The sequence below is a fragment of the Kribbella sp. C-35 genome, assembly GCF_046549195.1.
Classification (GTDB): domain Bacteria; phylum Actinomycetota; class Actinomycetes; order Propionibacteriales; family Kribbellaceae; genus Kribbella.
In genome coordinates this window covers 900,343-919,243 of sequence record NZ_JAJPWG010000005.1, presented here as the reverse complement: position 1 = coordinate 919,243, position 18,901 = coordinate 900,343, and the positions used below count along the sequence as shown (strand labels likewise).

The following is an 18,901-nucleotide window of genomic DNA, read 5'->3' as shown; positions in this document are numbered from 1 at the left end:
TCGTCTTCCCGGTCGTACTCGGAGACGGCAACCGGCTGTTCGGCCCGACCACCGACAAGGTGCCCCTGCACCTCCTCCAGATGCGGGCCATCGGCAACGAACTGACCTTCCTCGACTACGAGGTCGTTCGCTGATCCGGCAGGGGCACCGCCGGCCAGGTGGTGCCCTTGCTGCTATTGGATGGTGAGCACTGCCTTGCCGTGGAAGGTGCGGTTCCGAAGCGCGTTTCTGAGCCCAGGCCGTTGATGACTGTGGCGGTTCCGTCGCGACCGACTCCGCCGGCATCGTGGTGTCGAACGACACCCACCAGGCGGCCGACTGCCCGGCGATCGACGCTCGTCCTATCTGTCCTGGACGGATCGCTGAGCGTAGGCCTCGGAGCTCTGGGCGTGTGCGGGTACGTCGCAGCAGCCGGCCCTCCACAGTTCTGCTCCTTCTGGTGGCTCGAAGGGGTCGCGTTCGACACGGTCAGCCTAGGCCTCAACGCGAAGTTCGAGGTGGCCTCGTCGTGGTGCCGACGATCGCGCGAGTCAGCCGCTGCGAAGTACCCGATAGATCGTTTCAGACGAGGGGGCTGGACGAGGAACGTCGTTCCAGCCGATCTGGAGCGCCTTCTCAGCGATCGCGGCCTTGACCTGCGCAACGTCTACGTCGTCTTCGAAGAACGAAATCGAGAGCCCGTCACCCGTGGCCGGGTCAACCAGGTGGTAGGCATGCAGGACTCCGGGAACGGTCTTGGCAGCGTCGATCACCCACTGCCGCTCGTCATCCGGCATCGGCTCCCATACGGCGATTCGAGCGAACATGGCGGCACCTCCGTTGACCGGTTTGGAGACTCAGGTCACCAGCATGCCGCAACATCGCGGCGAGGCACGGTCCGCGGGCTACGGATCGAGGAGTTCACGGAGAGCGACAGGTACGTCGTACGCGCCGAACTGCCCGGTCTGGACCCGGCGAACGACACCAGGGTCGAGTCGCGAACGGGATGATGACCATCGCGGCCACCCGCGAGGAGGAAGCGCACGAGCGCGGCCACACGGAGTTCCACTACGGCGCACTCACCCGCCAGGTGATGCTGCCCGACGGAGCCGACGAAACCGCGGCGAAGGCGAAGTACGCCGCAGGCATCCTCGAAGTGACCGTACCGATCTCAGCGAAGTCCACCGAGACCCGAACCATCACGATCGAGCAAGACGACAAGTGCGGCTCAGGACCGGCCGCGGGTTCGGCTGACTGGTGACCTCGAGGGGTAGGGGCCGGCCACGTAGGCGTCGACCTCGACGATTGTTCCGTCGGTGTCCCAGATGATGTGGCGGAGACCGTTCCAGCGGGCGACCTCGGCTCCGACCGCGATCATCCGCTCTCGGCTCGCACCGGACGCGAACGGCTGGACACGGCCGTCCGGCACGGGCCGAAGACCATGCGTTGCCGACAGATCGGTGAGTTCAGGTCGGCGAGGAGCTGGGTGGGTCGAGTGTAAGGCGGCCTTGGACAACGTCCTCGGCGACGGCGGTCAGGCGCCGATTGGTGGACCGGGCGTGGGCGCGGAGCACGCCAAAGGCTTCGTCGACGCCGACACCGAGGCTGTGGGTGAGGAATCCCTTCACCTGTTCGATCAGGACACGGCTGCTGAGCGCTGTTTGGAGTTGTTCGGTGACGGTCTCATGGTGGGCAACGGCGCGTTGGTGGACGATTCCGATGGTGGCGGCGTCGGCCAGGGCTTGCCCGAGGTCGATCGTGTCGTGGTCGGGCGGCCCGACTGCATCGCTGAACAGGTTGACCTGGGACGCGTCGCGCGTCGCGTCCCAGGTCAGGCGTTGGTGAGGGTTACGGCTGGACGGTGAAGGTGTAGGTCTTCTGGCCGGTGGTGATTGCGGTGCCGCCGGAGGTGGTGGCGGTGACTTCGAAGACGGCGGTGTAGGTGCCGGCGGCTTCGAAGGCCCAGTTGGCGTGGGCGTGGGTGTTGATCGCGATCGACCGGGTGTCCGGAAGGCCGTTGCCGCTGTCGAACCAGATCGTTGGTGTGCCGAGCAAGTTGGTTGTGTAGACGCTGACGTCGGCCGGTCCGGTGACCGAGACGAGCTTTATCGTGACGGCGTTGCCCGACAGCGCCCCGCTTGGGACGTTCTCGGTGTTGAACCCGGGCCAGACGATTCCACTCGCCTGGGTCTGCGGCAGGATCCAGACCGGCGATCCGGCGGTACCCAGGAACGAATAGGCGGAGTTGGACGGGACGGTGGTCTTGCTGGCCGATACAGCATTGAGTACGACGTCCGCCGGGTCGCGATCGACGGCGGGGATGACCGTGCTGTCGCGGAGGTCGAGCGTGAGTGCGGACCCGGTCCAGTCGACGTCGATCGCGTCCACGTGACCGGACGAGATGGTCGTGACCGCGTGGGCCGGGGCGACGGTGAGGACTGCGGCCACGAAGCCGGCGATCAGGCTGCCGGTGAGCCGCCGCGTCTTCACAGGCCGACCTTGAAGCAGTAGGTGGCGACGCCGGAGGTGACCTGCTTTCCGGTGGCGGCGAGTGTGCCGCTGACCCGGACCTTCAGCGTGTAGTACCCGGGTGCTTCGAAGGCCCAGTTGGCGTGCAGATGTCCACCCGCACTGGTGTCGATCGTGTCGGGCAGGCCGTCGCCGCTGTCCGCGAGCACAGTCGGTGCGCCGAAGGCGTCGGTGGTGAAGATGCTGACGTCTGCCGGTCCGCTGACGCCGACGACGTCGACCTTCAACGCGTCACCGGCGAAGACGCCGGGTGCGATCTCCTCGGCGCCGATGCCTGGCCAGAGCAGCGAGGGGTCCTGGACCTGGGGCAGCACCCAGGCGCGGCTTCCCGCCGTACCGAGGAAGCGGTACGCCGGGTCGTCCGGTACGGCGATCTCAGACGAGGGCTTCGCGACGAGCTCCACCTCGGACGGGGAGTACTCGATGTCGTGTTCTTCGTCGTGGACGTGGACGTCGAACGCGCCGCCCTCGAAGGCGATACCGACGACGTCGACATGCCCCTGGTCCAGCACCACTTTGGGTGCCGCATCGGCCGGTGTTGCCACACCGGCGAGCGCGAGGACTGCCGCGACGGGCAGTACCACGCGGTGAATCTTGCGCATGGATTTCCTTTCAGGGTTGGACGGAAACCACCCGAGCCGCCGCTGGGCTGCGGCGGGAGAGCAGGCCGTGCCGGGGCGCGAACACCCAGCACGCGATGAACACCGCGGTCGCGGTGAGCACGATCAACCCGCCGGCGGCGAGGTTGAACGCGTACGACAGGTAGAGGCCGGTCAGTCCGGAGAACGCGCCGATGAGTGGCGCGAGCAGCATCATCACGCCGATCCGGTCGGTCAGCAGCCGGGCGCAGGCGGCCGGGGTGATCAGCAGCGCCAGTACGAGGATGTTGCCGACGGCCTGGATCGAGATGACGATCGCGACGGTCACCATCGCGTAGAGGGCGAGGTCGAGCCAGAAGATCGGCAGCCCGACGGCCCTGGCTGTCTCCCGGTCCAGACCGACTGTGACGAATTCCTTGTGCAGCGCGCCGGTGATGAGCAGGAGGGCTGCGCCGGCGACGCCGACGGTGATGACGTCATTGCTGCTGATCCCGAGGACCGAACCGAACAGGAAGGATTCCAGCGATCCGCCGTACCCGGGTGCCGTGCTCATCACCACGATGCCGAGTCCGAACGCTGCCGCGAAGAAGACACCGATGACGGTGTCCTCCTTGAGCCGGCGGTTCTGGGCGAACACGGCGACGGAGAGCGCGGTGACGAGCCCGGCGACGATGCCGCCGAGGACGAGGCTGGTTTTGAGGACGAACGCGATCGCGATGCCGGGGAAGACCGAGTGCGCGACCGCGTCGCCGATGAACGCCATACCGCGCAGTGCAACGTGGGTGCCGATCACGCCGCAGACGACGCCGGACATGAGGACGACGAGGAACGCGCGCTGCATGAAAACGTGTTCCCAGGGCTCGGTGAAGAACTCGATCATCGGGCGACCCCCAGGCTGTGCAGCAGTTGCTCGGACCGTGCGACACCGAACGCGCGCAGCCAAACGGCCGGGTCGCGCAGTTCGTCCGGTGAGCCGTCGGCGACGACTGTGCCGTTGAGCAGGCACAACCGGTGACAGGTTTCCGCTGCGGCCGGTAGGTCGTGGGTGGTCATCAGAATCGCGGTGCCCTCCGCTGTGAGGCTGCGGAACAGCTGGGTCAGGATTTCCTGCGTTGGTACGTCGAGACCGGTGAACGGCTCGTCCAGCAGCAGGAGCCGCGGCCGCAGGGCCAGCGCCCGCGCGACGAGGACTCGTTGCCGTTGACCACCGGACAGTTCACCGATGGGTCGCCGGGACAGGTTGGCGAGGTCTACTCGTTCTAGAGCTTCCTGTACGGCGCTGCGATCCACGGGCCGCGGGCGTCGTAGCCAGCCGATGCGGTGCGTCCGGCCGGTCATCACCGCCGTACGGACCTGGACGGGGTAGTCCCAGACGAACTCGTGCCGTTGCGGCACGTACCCGATCGTGCCGCGGGCCTCGGGCGGTGTCCGGCCGTCGATCTCGATCCTGCCGGTTCGGATCGGCAGCAGCCCGAGGAGCGCGCGGAGGAGTGTGGTTTTGCCGGCGCCGTTAGGGCCGATCAGGCCGACGCGTTCGTGGGCGGCGACGTCGAGGTCGACGTGGTCGAGGACCTGGCGGCCGGCGAGATCCACGCCGAGGTTGGTGACGTGCAGGATGGTCATCGGCGTCTCCTGATCACGATGACGGCGGTGGTCGCGAGCAGGACGACGCCCGCGCCGACGACGAACCACCACAGCTGGATGCGATCGTCGGCGGTCTGCGTCGGTGGCTCAGCCCGCTTTGGTTCTTGTCCCGCGTCCTGTGCGGCGGCGCGGGCGTCTCCGTCGCCGGCGTAGATCCGCAGCGTCCGGCGATCGGTGACCTGCTGCCCGTCGATCAGCTTGGCGGTCATCGCGACGTCGAGCAGGTAGATGCCTTCGGCATCGAAGGTCCAGTTGCCGTGGACGTGGGTGTTCACGTCGATCCCGGTCTCCTGGGGTAGCTGCTTGCGACTGTCGAAGACCGGTGACGGCTTGCCGAAGTCCGAGTTGAGGAACAGCGTGAAGGTGCCCGGTCCGCGGACGTTCTCGAGCGTCCACGTCACCTCGCGATCGACCCGGCGGGCGACTTCGGGGTCCTGGGTGTTCCAGCCCGGCCAGACGATTCCGTCCTTCTGCACCTGTGGGATCACCCAGATCTGCTGCCCGGGCTTGCCGAGGAACTGATAGGCGGGGTCGTTGGGAACGGCGATCCGGGCTTTGCTGGTAGCCTGCAGGACGACGGTGTCGAGCGGGCGCCAGGTGGGCGCGGCCGCGGTGTCGTCGCGTAGCTGGATCGTCCACCGGCCGTCGACGAACCGCGGGCCCAGGTCGACGTGACCGTTGCTGATGACTGCTTGTTCCGTAGGAGCGGCGACGGGTGCCAGCGCCAGGAACAGGGCGGCGAGGAGTTTCATCGGGCTTCTCCTAGGCAGCGCATCAGTTCGTCGGCGTTGTGCCGCATCATCGCGACGTACGTACGGGCGTGATCGTCGAACGAGTCGCCGTACAGCGAGCAGACCTGAACGCCCTGGTCGTGCGCGACCTGGATCAGCACGGACGCGCGCTGCGCGAGGTTCGGCTCGGTGAAGACGGCCGGCACCTTGAGGTTGTGGATGGTGTCGGACAGCTTGCGGACCTGCTCGACGCTCGGTTCCTGCGCCGGGTTGGGTACGACGAATCCCGCGACGGTCATTCCGTACGCCGAGGCCAGGTAGCCGAAGGCGTCGTGGGTCGTGATCAGCTGCCGACGGTCGGCCGGGATGCGGGCGAGCGTCGTACGGACATAGTCATCGAGCTCGTCGAGTTGGCGCAGGTAGGCGGTGGCGTTGTCCTGGTAGAGCTGTTTGCCGTCGGGGTCGGCGGCGACGAGGGTGTCGCGGATGAGCTGTACATAGGCCTTGGCGTTCGCGACGTCCTCCCACAGGTGCGGGTCGATCTCGCCGTGCACGTGCTTGCCGAGCACGGCCTGGGGGAGTTGGTGAATCTGCGTTCCGGCCTCGCCGAGGAACGCGAATCGTGCGTCGTCCGGGACCGGAACCAGCGCCTTGTTGGGTACGTCGATGACCACCCGCCCGGCCGGGACCTGGGACTGGGCGGCGCCGACCTTGTGCGCGTCCGAGTAGGCGTACACCTGTCCGGAGTCCAGGTCGACCGTCAGGTCGGTGTGACCCTCGCCGAGAACCGTCGCTGTGCCGCCGTCGGCCGGTTTGACGGTGTGCGGTTCGACGCCGACGGCGAAGGTGAACGTCCCGGAGCCCAATGGCTGCAGGGGTTTGCCGTTGCCGTTGTCGAGACTCCCGGTCAAGGTCAGGCGGTAGACGCCGGGCTTGGTGAAGGCCCAGTTCAGATGGGTGTGCGCGGCCGGCGGGAGCGTCGTGCTGTCGGCGGGGCCGAGGCCGTCGGTCGAGTCGAAGTACTTGTCCGGCTGGCCGAGCGACTCGGTCAGGTAGGCGACCAGTTGGCCCGGGCCGTCGAGCTTGGTCGCGGCGAGCTTGACGGAGCTCGTACGGCTCGCGTCGCGAGCCTTGCCGGTACCGCGGACTCGGAGGCCGAGCCAGAGCACATCCAGGCCGATGTTCTCCACGAGCGGGATGACGTGGGCGCCGTACGACTCCGCCGCCTCGGCCAGCGAGACGTTCGGGGCGTCCTTGTCGGCGTTCGCGTCGATGGTCTTGATCAGCGACTGCGGCTCGAGCAGGAGATGGTTGGTGAAGGTCACGTCGGCCTTCGCCACCCGCTTCGCGTCGGCCGGAGTCGGTTCGTAGGAGTGCGGATCACCACCGGCCGGCACCAGAGGCGACGCTTCGACGCGCTCCCCGCCGACCTGTTGCACGAGGTCAGCGAGGATCTCCGTGGTGGTGACGACGTTCAGCCGCCCGTCATCCCCACCCGCCCCCTGCCCCGAGCACCCCGCGAGGAGAACCACCGTGGCGGCCCCAGCCGCAACCCAACGGCGAGCCGGGCGGCGGTCGGGTGCCGTCGTTGTTTTGTGCGGCTTCATCGGGTGCTCCGGCGGGACGCGACCAGCAGGACGACCCCGAGTACGGCGAATACCGCGGCGACGCCGATCCACCAGACCCCGACCGATCCGCCGGTCATCGCCAGCTTGCAGTCTCCCGCATCGATCGCCGTGGGGAAGGATCCTCGACTTTGTGCACGGTTCGACCACGAATCGGCGCCGAGAATGGTCGACCGGTGCACAAAGTGGCTGCTGCCGTCGGCCGAGCGGGCTCCACCCGACGGGCCGACCTCGAACGTGAGGGTGGCGGTGTCCGTGGACTGTTTGCCGTTGGCAAACGTCGCGGTGTGGGTGAAGGTGACCTTATAGGTACCGGCCTTCGTGAACGCCCAGTTGCCGTGTGCGTGCGTGCCCAGCGGGATGCGGTAGGTGTCGGGCAGACCGTCACCGGAGTTGAAGATGACCTTCGGCTGACCGAACGAGTCGAACTCGAAGATAGCGACCCGTCCTGGACCAGTCACCTTGTCGAGACGCCAGTCAACTCCACCGCCGTACACCTGTGCAGCGGTCAACTCCTCGGTGTTCCAGCCGAGCCACACGACACCGTCCTTCTGCGTCTGCGGGATCTGCCAAATCTGCGTGCCGGCCGCGCCGAGGAACGAGAAGGCACCACCGGGCACGGTCGTACCGGCCGGTGAGCCGAGTCGGACAGTCACCGAGGCGGGGTCACGCCAGACCGGGGCGCCGCCGTTGGTCCCGTCTTTCAGCCGCGACGTGAGCGCTCCGTTCTCGATCCGAACGGCGTAGTCCGCATGGCCGGTCGTCAGCGTCGTTACGGCCGGCGCCGTCGTACCGGGCGAACTCGTTGCGCCGGCTGAGGTTGTGGCACCCGTCGTACCCGCCGACGTCGTCGCGCCAGGCCGCGTCGTCGCCGGGTTGCCCGTTGGCGACTGGGACGTGATGCACGGTCGGAGCGTCGGCTGCGCGGATGACACCCGGCGCTGTTCGTCCGGCGCTGCAGTCGGCAGGCGACTCGGCGCCGCCGTCCGACCTGCGGATGGAGTCGTAGTAGGGCGGGTCGTTGGACCGATGGTCGGTGGAGGGTCCGTCGGCGTCGTGGTCGGTGTGCTGGTGGTCGGCGTGGCGGACGGGGTCGGGCCGCCCGGGCAGAGGGTGGTGAGGTCAGCGCCGACCACGACCGGGAGTGTGGCCGTGTCGCTCAGGTGCTTGCCGGTCTTCGTCGTGGCCGAGTAGGTGAAGGTGAGCTTGTACAGGCCGAGTCGGGTGAACGCCCAGTTGCCGTGGGCATGGGTAGGCTCGGCCAGCGCGATCGACTGCGGCAGTGTCTTCCCGCTGTCGAACGAGATCAGCGGTTCGCCGAACTGGTCGAACTGGTAGACTGCGAGCTTCCCCGGACCGGCGACCTTGTCGAGCGACCAGCGCACCGGACCGGCCAGCGAGCCGTAGTCGACGGACTCGGTGTTCCAACCCGCCCACAACAGATCCTCTGCCTGCGTCTGCGGGATCTGCCAGATCGTCGCTCCGGCAGCCCCGAGGAAGCGGTACGCCGGAGCAGCCGGGACGACCTCATCGGCGGATGGCTTCACCTGGAACGCGACCGTGCCGGGATCCCGCCAGACCGTCGTACCCCGGGTTCCGTCCTTCACCTGGAACCGCAGTCTGTCGCCGACCGTCCGCGCGGCCACGTCCACGTGCCCGACCGACAGCACGGCACTGACGCACGCGGGCGGACTGGTGGGACTGGTGGTCGGCGGGGTGGTGGGCGGCGTGCTCGGAGGGGTCACCGTCGGCGTGCCCGGGGTGGTGGGCGGCGTCGTGGGAGGAGTGGTGGGTGGAGCCGTCGGGGGACTTGTGGGAGGAGTTGTCGGTGGCGTGGTCGGCCGCTCGTACGGGCCGACCACGAAGGTGTACTCGACGGGCCCGGACGTGACGGGCGCACCGGCTGCCGTGGTCGCCGTCGCCTGGAAGGTGAGCTTGTAGGTGCCCAGGGCACCGAATGACCAGTTCGCATGCACATGCCGCCCGACCGCCTGGTGCAGCGTCCGGTACGCCGGGTCGACCGAACTGAACAGCCGCGGAACCGTGCCGGTGAACGCGTCGTAGTTGAAGAACACCTCGACGGACCCAGGTCCTTCGGCGCTCACCAGCGTCAGGTCGACGAGATCGTCCTTCAGCACACCGGCAGGGATCGCCTCGGTGTCCCACCCCGGCCAGATCAGCTCCGGGTCCTGTGACTCAGGCGCGATCCAGACGGTCGAACCCGGCGTACCGAGGAACGCGAACGCAGGCGCATCCGGAACCTCGAGCCTGGCGGCGCCCCGGTCCTCCAAGTTGAAGACCAGGCCGGCGGGGTCGGCCTCCCGGACATCGCCGGTCCCGATCCGGGTCATGAGCTTCAACGAGGTGCCGTCGAAGGTGGTGTGCAGTACGTCGGTATGCACAGCCTGCAGCACTTCTGGCGTTGTCGACGCGCTGACCGGCCAACTGAGCCAGAGCGGCAAACATCCGAGGAGCAAGGCGATCAGGGCAGCGAGACGCGATCGAGCGTGAGTGGCGGTCACAACCCGGCACTCTATCTGAATCGACAATCATTTTCATTAGAGCTTCATCGCGTTCCCTGTCGCAACGGGCAAAAGTCGGTCGCTGATGGACATGGAAATCGTGTTCATCTAGGCTTCCCGGTGACCCGTAGCGAGGGAGGAAGTGGCGCGGTGGAGCAACGCTCGCCGCTCGTGGCGGCCGGACTGCGTCGTACCCGGCAGCGCGTGGCGATCCTGGCGATCCTGGCCGACAGTCGGGAGTTCCTGTCGGCGCAGGACCTGCATCGACTATTGGATTCTGTGGGGATGGCCATCGGGTTGACCACGGTCTATCGCGCGCTACACGACTTCGAGCGCGTCGGGATGCTCGATGTCGTGCGCGACGAGGCCGGCGAGCGGTACTTCCGGCAGCGGGTCGCCGCAGAACATCGCCACTACCTGATCTGCCGGCGCTGTGGACTCAGTCGCCCCGTCAATACCGAGGTCGTCGAGCACTGGGTGGATCGCCTTGCGGACGACACCGAGTTCGCCGATATCGAGCACACCCTGGAGCTAGTCGGAGTGTGTGTGGACTGCAGGTGACACTCAGGGGCGTCAGGCTCGGATCAGGCGCCCGCTGCTTCGATCAAGGTCGTTGCCTCGACCAACGTCTGGGGTGATCTCGCCGGCGCCGGCAAGATCCAGGTGACTTCGATCGTGGTCGGCGGGAACAGTTGTTGGACCGCGGCGGCGCTCAGGCTGCTCACGTTGGTGGTGTTTCGGTGTCGGTGGTGGCGCGGATCAGGCGGTTGCCGTCGGGTGTGCGGTAGTAGAGGACGGAGCGGCCAGCGCGGCGGCGGCGCACGAGTTGCGCGTCCAGCAGGATTCTGAGGTGGTTGCCTACGGCGCCCAGGGCGAAGCCGGTCACCGATACCAGTTGGGTGGTGCTCATCGGGGTGTCGAGCAGGGTCAGCAGGGTCGCGCGTGCGGGGCCGATGAGGCGGCGTAGGGCGCCTGGTGCGCTGCGCTGGCCTTCGGCGAGCATCCCGGCGCATGGATAGACCACCGAGTAGCGGTGCGGTCGACGCCAGCCGACCCAGCCGCGTGCGCTCGTGGTGGGGATGAACAGCAGTTGCCCGTTGGTCAGGTCGAGCGGTGGATAGTCGTAGGCGTTGATCTGAAGCTTTCCCTCGCCCAGCCATCGCATTCCGGGTCGCATGTCGTCGAGGGCGGACGCCCAACCGCTGGTGCTCAGTCGCCGAGTCCGCGCGATGGTGTCCGCTTCGAAGGCCCGCTCGCGGCGTTGCCAGTCGGGCTCGACCGTCTCGGCCCAGACCCAGTCGAGGACGGCGGATATCCGGCTCGGCAGGTCGGGCACGTCGAGCACGGGGTCGTTGCCGGCCAGGTCGGCGCGCAGCGCGGCGGGCGACGCAGTACGGATGCGCTGCATCTCGTCGTCGAAGGTGTGCTCGTCGTCTTCCGGTGGCGGGCAGAGGATGTCGGTCAGCCAGTTCGGCCGGAAAGCGGCTTTCAAGAACGCGCGGCCGACCGGATCGTCGGCCATCCGGGCCTGGAACGCTGCCCGCTGCTGCGCCGGGCGGTCCAGCTGCCCAGGGCGGTACGGCCACGACCCCGCGAGCACGCCCAGCGTCGCGACGGTCTCGGCCAGCGCCGAGTTCCGGAACCGGCTGCCGGCGAGCACGTCCGCGTCGATCAACCAGACGCCCATGTTTCGCCTCCCCGCGAAACTTTAGCGGAACGAGGCGGCGTTGCCGAGACTCCTGACATGCGTACATACCGGGAACTGTTTCGCACGCCAGAGTTTGCCCCGCTGTTCGGCGCGTCGTGCGCGCAGGTCGCCGCGACGACGCTGGCGGGGCTGGCGCTCGCCACGCTGGTGTACGCGCGGACGGAATCGCCGCTGCTGTCGGCGCTGAGCATGTTCGGCTCGTCGTTCGCCGCGCTGATCGGCGCTACGACGCTGCTGTCGGTGGCCGACCGGGTAGCGCCGCGGGCCGCGCTGACCCTGGTCGCCGTCGTAGCCGCGATCGCCGGCCTGCTGCTGGTGATGCCTGGGTTACCGCTGCCGGCGATGTTCGCGGTGATCCTTGCCCAAGGTCTGGTCACCTCGATCGGTGCCGGTGTGCTGTACGGCCTGCTCGGCGAGATCCTGCCGCCGGAGGGTTACGTGCTCGGCCGGTCGGTGCTCAACATATCGGTCGGTGCGATGCAGGTGGCCGGGTTCGCCCTCGGCGGTCTGCTGATCGTCGTGATGTCGCCGCGGACCACGCTGCTCGTCGGCGCGGCACTGGCTGCCTGCGCGGCGCTCGTACTGCGACTGGGCCTTCGCGCCCGACCGCCCCGGGCGTCCGGGCGTGCGTCCGTCGCAGTCACCTGGCGGGTCAACCGGGAGCTGCTGTCCACGCCGGCACGGCGGGCCGTCTACCTGTCGATGTGGGTACCCAACGGGCTGGTGGTCGGATGCGAGGCGCTGTTCGTCCCCTATTCGCCGCAGGCCGCGGCCACGCTGTTCGTCGCGGCGGCGGTGGGCATGTTGCTCGGCGACCTGGCGGCCGGGCGGTTCCTGCCGCAGGGGCTACGAGAGCGGTTCGTCTCGCCACTGCGGTTCCTGCTCGCCGCGCCGTACCTGCTGTTCGTGTTCCCCCTGAGCCTGCCGGTCGCAATCGCCGCGGCCGCCATCGCGTCAACCGGCTTCGCGTCCACCCTGCTGCTGCAGGAGCGGCTGATCGCACTGACCGGCGATGACATCCGCGGCCAGGCGCTGGGCCTGCATGCCAACGGCATGAAGGCGATGCAAGCGCTCGGCGCGACCCTGGCCGGCCTCATGGCGCAGCTCCTGCCCGTCGGTACGGCGATGGCAATCCTGGCGATCGCATCCATCGCCGTGACCGCCGTTCTCAGCCCCGGCCTGCGGTTAACCTCACGAACTGTCGGCATCGCCGCCGTCAGCCACTGATCACCACCAAGGAGAAGAACGATGCCCACGCAGGACGAGGTCCTCGGGTACTTCGACACGCTGTCGAACTGGGGACGGTGGGGCGACGACGACGAGCTCGGCACCCTGAACCACATCACCGACGAAGTCCGGCTGGCAGCGGCACGCGCCGTGCGCCACGGCCGTAGCGTGTCGTGCGGGTGGGACGTCGCCGTACCGGAAGAGATGGAACGCTCGACCACGACGTGCCCGTGCACGAATGTCTGTGCGTCTTGACGAGGCACGGTGACCGTTACCGGCCTGGCCTTCCGTGCATCCACGACCAGCTTCAGATCGCGTCGTACGTCGATCTCGGGCTGGACGATCCGGTAGTGCTGACCGGCGGGACCGAACATCGTGACGTCGAGCGCGTACCGGCCCTTGGGCACCCGGCCGGGCTCCTCGGACGCGAAGCTGTCCAGGTTCTGCAGCGAGGGCATCGCGCGATCGGCCGGGAGCGGCTTGCCGTCCGGGCCCAACGCGGTCAGCGCGACGTTGTAGCTCTCGACCTCCTTGTCGACGACCAGGGGTACGCCGATCTCCTGGCCGCCGGCGGTGGCGGTGAGCCGACCGGTGTACAGACCATCAGGTCCGTCGTTCGCGGTCTCGGAGGTGAGCTGAACGGAGGCGCTTCCGTTTGCCGGCACTGTGAGCTGGTTGGTGCTCAGCTTGAGCACACCGGCCGCGGTGCCGTTCTTGAGCTCGGCCTGGAGGTTGAGCGTGACGGGCGTACTCGAGGTGTTCTCGAAGGTGACGTCCTTGGTGACAGGCTTGTCGTCGGCGTGTGGCCAGAGCGCGGTACCGAAGGACACGTTGGTCGTGGTGGCAATGACCGTCTGCTGGACGGCGCGGGCGGCGTCAACGCGACCGGAGCCCTGCTCGTAGGGGCCGGTCATCCGGGTGTACTTGTCGCCGACCGGGTCTTGCGGATGCGAGGCAGCTGACCTGGCCGCGACGATGCCGACGCCGCCGTACCGGGCGATTCGACGACTCCGAAGTTGCCGGCGGCAATGACGAACAGGGTGCCGGTCTCCTTGGTGATGCGGTCAATGGCCTGGTCGAGCGGGCCGCCCTCCTGCGATCCGCCGAGGCTGAGGTTGACCACTTTCGCCTTCTGCGCAACAGCCCACTCGATACCTTCCAGTACGTCGGACTCCGCGCAACCGCCGTTGTCGTCGCAGACCTTGCCGTCGAGCAGCGTCGCGTCCGGAGCGACGCCCTTGTACCCGTCGGCACCCCGGCCGGCGACTGTGGCCGCGACGTGCGTGCCGTGGCCGAAGACATCTACCCGCTGGGACGGTGGTGAAGTTCTTCGCGGCGATGACCTTGCCGGTCAGGTCCGGATGGTTCGCGTCGATACCGCTGTCGAGGACGGCGACGGTGACGCCCTGACCGGTGTAACCGGCCTTCCAGGCGGTCGGGGCGCCGATCTGCGGGACGCTCTTGTCGAGCGAGGTGTGCAATGTGGCGTCGAGCCAGACCTTCGTGCCGGCTGACAGCGTCTGCCGCAGGAAGCCGGCCGCGTTGGGCTTCGACAGCTTCAGTTCGGCGGATTTCCGGGTCGGCGCGCCGGTGATGATCAGCGGGATGTCGCCGCGGGCCGAGTCGTCGTACCCATCGCGGAGGAGAATGTGCAGGTCGAACAGTCGTCGGTCGAGCTTGCCGGTGTCGACGTCGCTCCGGACGTCCACTGGGATGACGGTTCACTCGTCCGGCGTCCGGCGTACCTCGACACCTCACATATGTCCGGTGCCTTGGGCAAACATTTCGCCTGAGGAGGTTGCCTCCTCGGGAGGGGAGGCGAAGGCGGTGCGGAGGCGGGTCCGGGACGCGGTGAGGTGTACGCGCATGGCGTCGGTCGCGGACTCCTGCGAGCGTTGCCGGATCGCAGTCACGATCTGGTCGTGCTCGTCGAGTGCGTCCTCGGTGACCCGGCTGTCGTGCAGCAGCCGGAAAAGCTGCAGGTGGCAGTGCAGCTTCGCGAAGATCTCGCCGAAGTAGCTGTTTCCGGTCGCGGCGATCACCGCTTCGTGGAACTCCGCGTCGGCCCGCGCGAACGCAGCGTACGACATCGTGCCCGCCTGGTACCGGGCGCGCATCTCGGCGGCGATGGCGGCGATCCGCTCCGCCTCGCCGCCGCGGTGCCGGCCGGCCGCGAGGCCCGAGCAGTACGGTTCGATCAGGAAGCGCGCCTCGAAGAGGTCCTCGAACCGCTCCGGTGTCAGCTTCGGGGTCGCGGAATATCCGATCAGATGTGTCTTGGTGACCAGATCCTCCGCCTCCAGCCGGTTCAGTGACTCGCGGACCGGGGTCTGCGACACCCCGAGCCGGCGGGCCAGCTCGTCCACCCGGATCCGCTCGCCCGGCTGGATCTGGCCGTCCAGCAGGAATCCCTGCAGTCGCTCGTAGACGACATCACTCATCCGGGGCTTCCCGGGACGCTCCGTGCGGCGCTGGCTCATCTGTTGTCCGTCCAGTCGGCAGAATCTTGTGGATTCGTATTCACAGGCCATTGCAAATCGTATCCGATCTGATCTAACCTCCCAAGAAATCGAGCGATGTATACGAATGCACCACCCCTGGGATGGTCGACGTGCACACAGATCTGCTCACGGCCCAAGCACTGGCCGAACGTCTCCTGATCACCGCAGGTGTGCCCGCCCCGGCCGCCGCCGAACAAGCCGAGCTCCTGGTCGTCGCCGAGGCCAAGGGGCTCCCGTCGCACGGTCTGCTCCGGCTGCCGCGCCTGCTCCGCCGCCTGGGAAACGGTACGGCGAGCCCGACCAGCACCGGCCGGCACGAGTGGCAGAGCCCCTGCTACCTGAGCGTGGACGGCGAGCAGGGCCTCGGCCCGGTCGTCGCCCTGCGCGCGCTGGACGCGATCGCACCCCGCGCCGAGCAGTTCGGCGTCGCGGTCTGCGCGATCACCAACAACAACCACCTCGGCATGCTCGGGTACTACGCCGCCCGAATGGCCGACCGCGGGCTCGTCTGCGTCGGGATGACCACGAGCGAGGCGCTCGTGCACCCGTGGGGAGGCACCGCGGCGATGGTCGGCACCAACCCGCTCGCGCTCGCGGTCCCGGCGCGGCCGGCGCCGCTGGTGCTGGACATGGCCACGTCGAAGATCTCGATGGGCAAGGTCCACGACCACGCGATCCGCGGCGTACCGCTGGAGCCCGGCTGGGCGCTGGACGCCGAGGGCAACGAAACCGTCGACCCGTGCGCCGCGAAGAACGGCTCGATCGCGCCGTTCGGGGGAGCGAAGGGCTACGGCCTCGGGCTCGGCCTGGGTGCGATGGTCACGTTCCTGACCGGCGCGGCCTACGGCACGGACGTCGGCGGCACCCTCGACGACGACCACCCGAGCAACAAGGGTGACCTGTTCATCCTGCTCGGCGGCGGTCGGCACAGCGCGTCGGAGTACCTGGACCAGGTACGCCGCAGCCGGCCCGCGGACCCGGACACGCCCGTCGCGGTCCCGGGCGACGGCGCCCGCGACCGCTACCAGAACTCTGTTGCTCAAGGCATCGAGATTGCTGACAGCCTGTGGCGCGAGCTCACTGCTCTCGACACGGCGCGGGAAGCAGTCCTGGCCGATTGATCCCGCCCTCGACCGGACAAGGACCACCCCTATGACCATGACCGCCGCCGGCTTCGGCGTGCAGCGGGCACCCCGCACGGTTGTCTTCGGGGCCGGCCAGCGCTCGCTGCTCGGCCTGTATGCCGCCGCCCACGGCAGTACCGCGCTGGTCTGCACCGACCAGCGCCTCGCCGAGTCACCCGAGTTCGCCGGTCTGCGCGCCGACCTCGAAGGCCACGGCCTCACTGTGCACGTCTGGAGCGACACCGCCCCCGAGTTGCCGATATCCGACATCGACGCCTGCTACGACGCGATGGAGTACGCCGGGATCGACGTCGTGATCGGTATCGGCGGCGGCAGCTGCCTGGACCTCGCCAAGGCCGAGGCGCTGCTGCTGACCCACGGCGGCCCGATCGAGCAGTACTACGGGGAGAACGCCGTACCCGGGCCCGTGCTTCCGGTCATCGCCGTGCCGACCACCGGCGGCACGGGCTCCGAGGTGACACCGGTCTGCGTGCTCAGCGACAGCCGCCGCGAGCTCAAGGCCGGGATCTCGTCGCCACACCTGATCCCGGCCGTCGCGATCTGCGACCCCGAACTCACCTACACCTGCCCACCGAGCCTGACCGCGAGCGCCGGCGCCGATGCCGTCTCGCACCTGGTCGAGTCGTTCACCGCGATCCAGCGGCCCGCGACCGCGATCGCCGAGGGCCGGGTCTTCATCGGCAAGAACGTGATCAGCGACTACTACGGCCGCTGGGGCCTCGAGTTGTTGCAGCGGGCGCTTCCGGCAGCGTTCGAGAACCCGGCCGACCGCCAGGCCCGCGCCGACGTGATGCTCGCCGCCAACGCCGGCGGCTACGCACTCGGCGTCGCGGGTACGGCGGCCGCGCACGCCCTGCAGTACCCGCTCGGCGCGCTGACCCACACCCCGCACGGTGTCGGTGTCGGCGTCCTGCTGCCGTACGTGATGCGCTACAACGCGCCGGCCCGGATCGACGAGTTCGCCGAGATCGCCACGATCTTCGGCCGGCCCGCCGCCGACAGCCGCGAGGCCCAGGCACTGCAGGGGATCGAGGCCGTCGAAGCCCTGCTCGACCGGATCGGCATCCCGCCCACGCTCAAGGAGCTCGGCCTGACCGAGGACCAGCTCCCGTACGTCGCCGAGCTGGGTATGCGGTCCGCCCGCCTGGTCGACAACAACCCGCGGCCGCTCGACACCGCGGCGCTGCTCGAGATCACCCGGGCCGCGTACGCCGGCGACCGCGGCACCCCCTTCTGAGACCGGCCTTTGGAGCCAGCAGATGACTTCTCCGCACGACCTGTTCATCGACGGACAATGGCGCCCGGCATCCGACGGCCGTCGATTCCCCGTCCACGACCCCGCCGACGGTTCCGAGCTGGCCCAGTTCGCCGCCGCGACCGAGGCCGACTGCCTGGACGCGGTCGACGCGGCCGCCGACGCGCTGGCCGGCTGGGCCGCGACGCCACCGCGGCAGCGCTCCGAGCTGCTGCGCGCGTGCTTCGAGATCCTCACCGCCGAGCGCGAGACCTTCGCCGCGCTCATCACCGCCGAGAACGGCAAGGCGTACGACGACGCGCTCGGCGAGGCGGCCTACGCGGCCGAGTTCTTCCGCTGGTTCGCCGAGGAGGCGGTCCGGATCGGCGGCGACTTCCGGCTCGCGCCGTCCGGTGACAAGACGATCGTCGTCCGCCGGGAGCCGATCGGGGTCTCGATCCTGGTCACGCCGTGGAACTTCCCGGCCGCGATGGCGACTCGCAAGATCGCGCCCGCGCTGGCGGCCGGTTGCTCGGTCGTCCTCAAACCCGCCGGCCAGACGCCGCTCACCGCGGCGTACGTCGTCGAGGTCCTGCGCCGGGTCGGCGTACCGCCGGGTGTGGTCAACCTGGTCACCCCGATGCACGCCGGCCCCGCCGTACGGGCGATGCTGCATCACCCCGCCGTGCGCAAGCTCTCCTTCACCGGATCGACCGAGGTCGGCCGGCTGCTGTTGCACGAGGCGGCCGACCAGGTGATCAGCCCGTCGATGGAGCTCGGCGGCAACGCGCCGTTCGTCGTGCTGGCCGGCGCGGACGTCGCCGCCGCGGTGGAGGGCGCGATGGTGGCGAAGATGCGCAACGGCGGCGCGGCCTGTACGGCGGCCAACCGGTTCTACGTACACTCCTCGGTGATCGACGACTTCACCAGCCGGATCACGCAGGCGATGAAGGCCGTCACGATGGGCCCCGGCAGGGACCACCTCAACGAGCTCGGCGCGCTGGTCTCACCCGAGGAGCGTGACAAGGTCGCTGGGCTGGTCGACCGCGCCGTCGACGAGGGCGCCACCCTGGCCCTCGGCGGCGAGCCGGCCGCGGTCGGCGCCTTCTACCCGCCGACCGTGCTCACCGACGTGAAGCACGGCAGCGAGATCAACCAGACCGAGATCTTCGGCCCGGTGACCGCGATCGTCGAGTTCACCGACGTGGACGATGCGGTGCGGATGGCCAACGACACCATCTACGGCCTGATCGCCTACGTGTACGGCGATCCGACGCAGGCGCTGTCCGTGGCGCACCGGCTGGACGCCGGCATGGTCGCGGTCAACCGGGGCGTACTGAGCGACCCGGCCGCGCCGTTCGGCGGTACCAAGCAGTCCGGTCTCGGCAGGGAAGGCAGCTCCGAAGGGATTCTCGAGTTCCTGGAGGAGAAGTACATCGGGATCGAGGTGTGAGGCG

General features: G+C 68.6%; 20 protein-coding genes and 2 pseudogenes. 8 read left to right on the top strand and 14 right to left on the bottom strand.

Annotated features, from left to right (window positions below):
• Nucleotides 1-530: 530 nt before the first annotated feature.
• Nucleotides 531-806 (bottom strand): hypothetical protein, encoded by a 276-nt coding sequence (locus ACLJOO_RS34620; protein ID WP_410791880.1) that lies wholly within the window; start codon nucleotides 804-806, stop codon nucleotides 531-533.
• Nucleotides 807-985: 179 nt separating this feature from the next.
• On the opposite strand from ACLJOO_RS34620, the gene ACLJOO_RS34615 reads away from it, so the two are divergent.
• Nucleotides 986-1,240, top strand: coding sequence for an Hsp20/alpha crystallin family protein (locus ACLJOO_RS34615; RefSeq protein WP_410791879.1), 255 nt, complete (start codon nucleotides 986-988; stop codon nucleotides 1,238-1,240).
• A gap of 205 nt (nucleotides 1,241-1,445) precedes the next feature.
• Here ACLJOO_RS34615 and ACLJOO_RS34610 read toward each other — a convergent pair whose 3' ends face one another.
• From ACLJOO_RS34610 to ACLJOO_RS34575, 8 genes are all read right to left on the bottom strand, one after another.
• Entirely contained in the window at nucleotides 1,446-1,607 is a 162-nt protein-coding gene (locus tag ACLJOO_RS34610) for an ANTAR domain-containing protein (RefSeq protein WP_410791878.1), read from the bottom strand.
• A gap of 220 nt (nucleotides 1,608-1,827) precedes the next feature.
• The gene (locus tag ACLJOO_RS34605; RefSeq protein WP_410791877.1) at nucleotides 1,828-2,469 is read right to left on the bottom strand and encodes a choice-of-anchor M domain-containing protein; all 642 of its coding nucleotides are present in this window, start codon (nucleotides 2,467-2,469) and stop codon (nucleotides 1,828-1,830) included.
• Nucleotides 2,466-3,110 (bottom strand): choice-of-anchor M domain-containing protein, encoded by a 645-nt coding sequence (locus ACLJOO_RS34600; protein ID WP_410791876.1) that lies wholly within the window; start codon nucleotides 3,108-3,110, stop codon nucleotides 2,466-2,468. The genes ACLJOO_RS34605 and ACLJOO_RS34600 overlap by 4 nt, the downstream gene beginning before the upstream one ends.
• 10 nt (nucleotides 3,111-3,120) lie before the next feature.
• The gene (locus tag ACLJOO_RS34595) at nucleotides 3,121-3,987 is read right to left on the bottom strand and encodes an anchored repeat-type ABC transporter permease subunit (protein WP_410791875.1); all 867 of its coding nucleotides are present in this window, start codon (nucleotides 3,985-3,987) and stop codon (nucleotides 3,121-3,123) included.
• Nucleotides 3,984-4,730 carry an anchored repeat-type ABC transporter ATP-binding subunit gene (locus tag ACLJOO_RS34590; RefSeq protein ID WP_410791874.1) on the bottom strand — a complete coding sequence of 249 codons (747 nt, stop codon included), beginning with the start codon at nucleotides 4,728-4,730 and terminating at the stop codon, nucleotides 3,984-3,986. The genes ACLJOO_RS34595 and ACLJOO_RS34590 overlap by 4 nt, the downstream gene beginning before the upstream one ends.
• Entirely contained in the window at nucleotides 4,727-5,503 is a 777-nt protein-coding gene (locus ACLJOO_RS34585; protein WP_410791873.1) for a choice-of-anchor M domain-containing protein, read from the bottom strand. The genes ACLJOO_RS34590 and ACLJOO_RS34585 overlap by 4 nt, the downstream gene beginning before the upstream one ends.
• Complete coding sequence (locus ACLJOO_RS34580; protein WP_410791872.1) at nucleotides 5,500-7,089, bottom strand: anchored repeat ABC transporter, substrate-binding protein; 1,590 nt, start codon at nucleotides 7,087-7,089, stop codon at nucleotides 5,500-5,502. The genes ACLJOO_RS34585 and ACLJOO_RS34580 overlap by 4 nt, the downstream gene beginning before the upstream one ends.
• Entirely contained in the window at nucleotides 7,086-9,629 is a 2,544-nt protein-coding gene (locus ACLJOO_RS34575; protein ID WP_410791871.1) for a TIGR03773 family transporter-associated surface protein, read from the bottom strand. Before ACLJOO_RS34575 ends, ACLJOO_RS34580 begins: the two co-directional genes overlap by 4 nt.
• On the opposite strand from ACLJOO_RS34575, the gene ACLJOO_RS34570 reads away from it, so the two are divergent.
• Entirely contained in the window at nucleotides 9,615-10,190 is a 576-nt protein-coding gene (locus ACLJOO_RS34570; protein ID WP_410791870.1) for a Fur family transcriptional regulator, read from the top strand. The two genes, ACLJOO_RS34575 and ACLJOO_RS34570, sit on opposite strands and share 15 nt — an antisense overlap.
• Nucleotides 10,191-10,213: 23 nt before the next feature.
• Here ACLJOO_RS34570 and ACLJOO_RS34565 read toward each other — a convergent pair whose 3' ends face one another.
• Together ACLJOO_RS34565 and ACLJOO_RS34560 are read right to left on the bottom strand one after the other, a co-directional pair.
• A complete protein-coding gene (locus ACLJOO_RS34565; RefSeq protein WP_410791869.1) occupies nucleotides 10,214-10,354 on the bottom strand; it encodes a hypothetical protein in 141 nt (46 codons plus the stop codon).
• Entirely contained in the window at nucleotides 10,351-11,316 is a 966-nt protein-coding gene (locus ACLJOO_RS34560; RefSeq protein WP_410791868.1) for an ArsR/SmtB family transcription factor, read from the bottom strand. The genes ACLJOO_RS34565 and ACLJOO_RS34560 overlap by 4 nt, the downstream gene beginning before the upstream one ends.
• A 57-nt stretch (nucleotides 11,317-11,373) precedes the next feature.
• On the opposite strand from ACLJOO_RS34560, the gene ACLJOO_RS34555 reads away from it, so the two are divergent.
• The 3 genes from ACLJOO_RS34555 to ACLJOO_RS34545 are packed head-to-tail and all read left to right on the top strand — an operon-like array spanning nucleotide 11,374 to nucleotide 13,526.
• Entirely contained in the window at nucleotides 11,374-12,564 is a 1,191-nt protein-coding gene (locus ACLJOO_RS34555; RefSeq protein WP_410791867.1) for a hypothetical protein, read from the top strand.
• 21 nt (nucleotides 12,565-12,585) lie between these two features.
• On the top strand, nucleotides 12,586-12,819 hold the full coding sequence (locus tag ACLJOO_RS34550) for a hypothetical protein (RefSeq protein WP_410791866.1): 234 nt from the start codon (nucleotides 12,586-12,588) through the stop codon (nucleotides 12,817-12,819).
• A complete protein-coding gene (locus ACLJOO_RS34545) occupies nucleotides 12,816-13,526 on the top strand; it encodes a hypothetical protein (RefSeq protein WP_410791865.1) in 711 nt (236 codons plus the stop codon). Before ACLJOO_RS34550 ends, ACLJOO_RS34545 begins: the two co-directional genes overlap by 4 nt.
• Here the strand turns inward: ACLJOO_RS34545 and ACLJOO_RS34540 are convergent.
• The 3 genes and pseudogenes from ACLJOO_RS34540 to ACLJOO_RS34530 form a co-directional block, all read right to left on the bottom strand.
• Nucleotides 13,475-13,831, bottom strand: a pseudogene (locus ACLJOO_RS34540) (S8 family serine peptidase); the annotation flags it as partial. The gene ACLJOO_RS34545 and the pseudogene ACLJOO_RS34540 overlap by 52 nt on opposite strands.
• 79 nt (nucleotides 13,832-13,910) lie before the next feature.
• A pseudogene (locus ACLJOO_RS34535) lies at nucleotides 13,911-14,273 on the bottom strand (peptidase S8/S53 subtilisin kexin sedolisin); the annotation flags it as partial.
• Between the two features lie 45 nt (nucleotides 14,274-14,318).
• Nucleotides 14,319-15,005: a GntR family transcriptional regulator gene (locus ACLJOO_RS34530; protein ID WP_410791864.1), complete on the bottom strand. Its 687-nt coding sequence runs from the start codon at nucleotides 15,003-15,005 to the stop codon at nucleotides 14,319-14,321.
• 170 nt (nucleotides 15,006-15,175) lie between these two features.
• On the opposite strand from ACLJOO_RS34530, the gene ACLJOO_RS34525 reads away from it, so the two are divergent.
• The 3 genes from ACLJOO_RS34525 to ACLJOO_RS34515 are packed head-to-tail and all read left to right on the top strand — an operon-like array spanning nucleotide 15,176 to nucleotide 18,897.
• Nucleotides 15,176-16,186, top strand: a complete 1,011-nt coding sequence (locus ACLJOO_RS34525; protein WP_410791863.1) for an Ldh family oxidoreductase — start codon at nucleotides 15,176-15,178, stop codon at nucleotides 16,184-16,186.
• A gap of 31 nt (nucleotides 16,187-16,217) precedes the next feature.
• Entirely contained in the window at nucleotides 16,218-17,447 is a 1,230-nt protein-coding gene (locus ACLJOO_RS34520; protein ID WP_410791862.1) for an iron-containing alcohol dehydrogenase, read from the top strand.
• Nucleotides 17,448-17,469: 22 nt separating this feature from the next.
• On the top strand, nucleotides 17,470-18,897 hold the full coding sequence (locus ACLJOO_RS34515) for an NAD-dependent succinate-semialdehyde dehydrogenase (protein WP_410791861.1): 1,428 nt from the start codon (nucleotides 17,470-17,472) through the stop codon (nucleotides 18,895-18,897).
• Nucleotides 18,898-18,901: the final 4 nt, after the last annotated feature.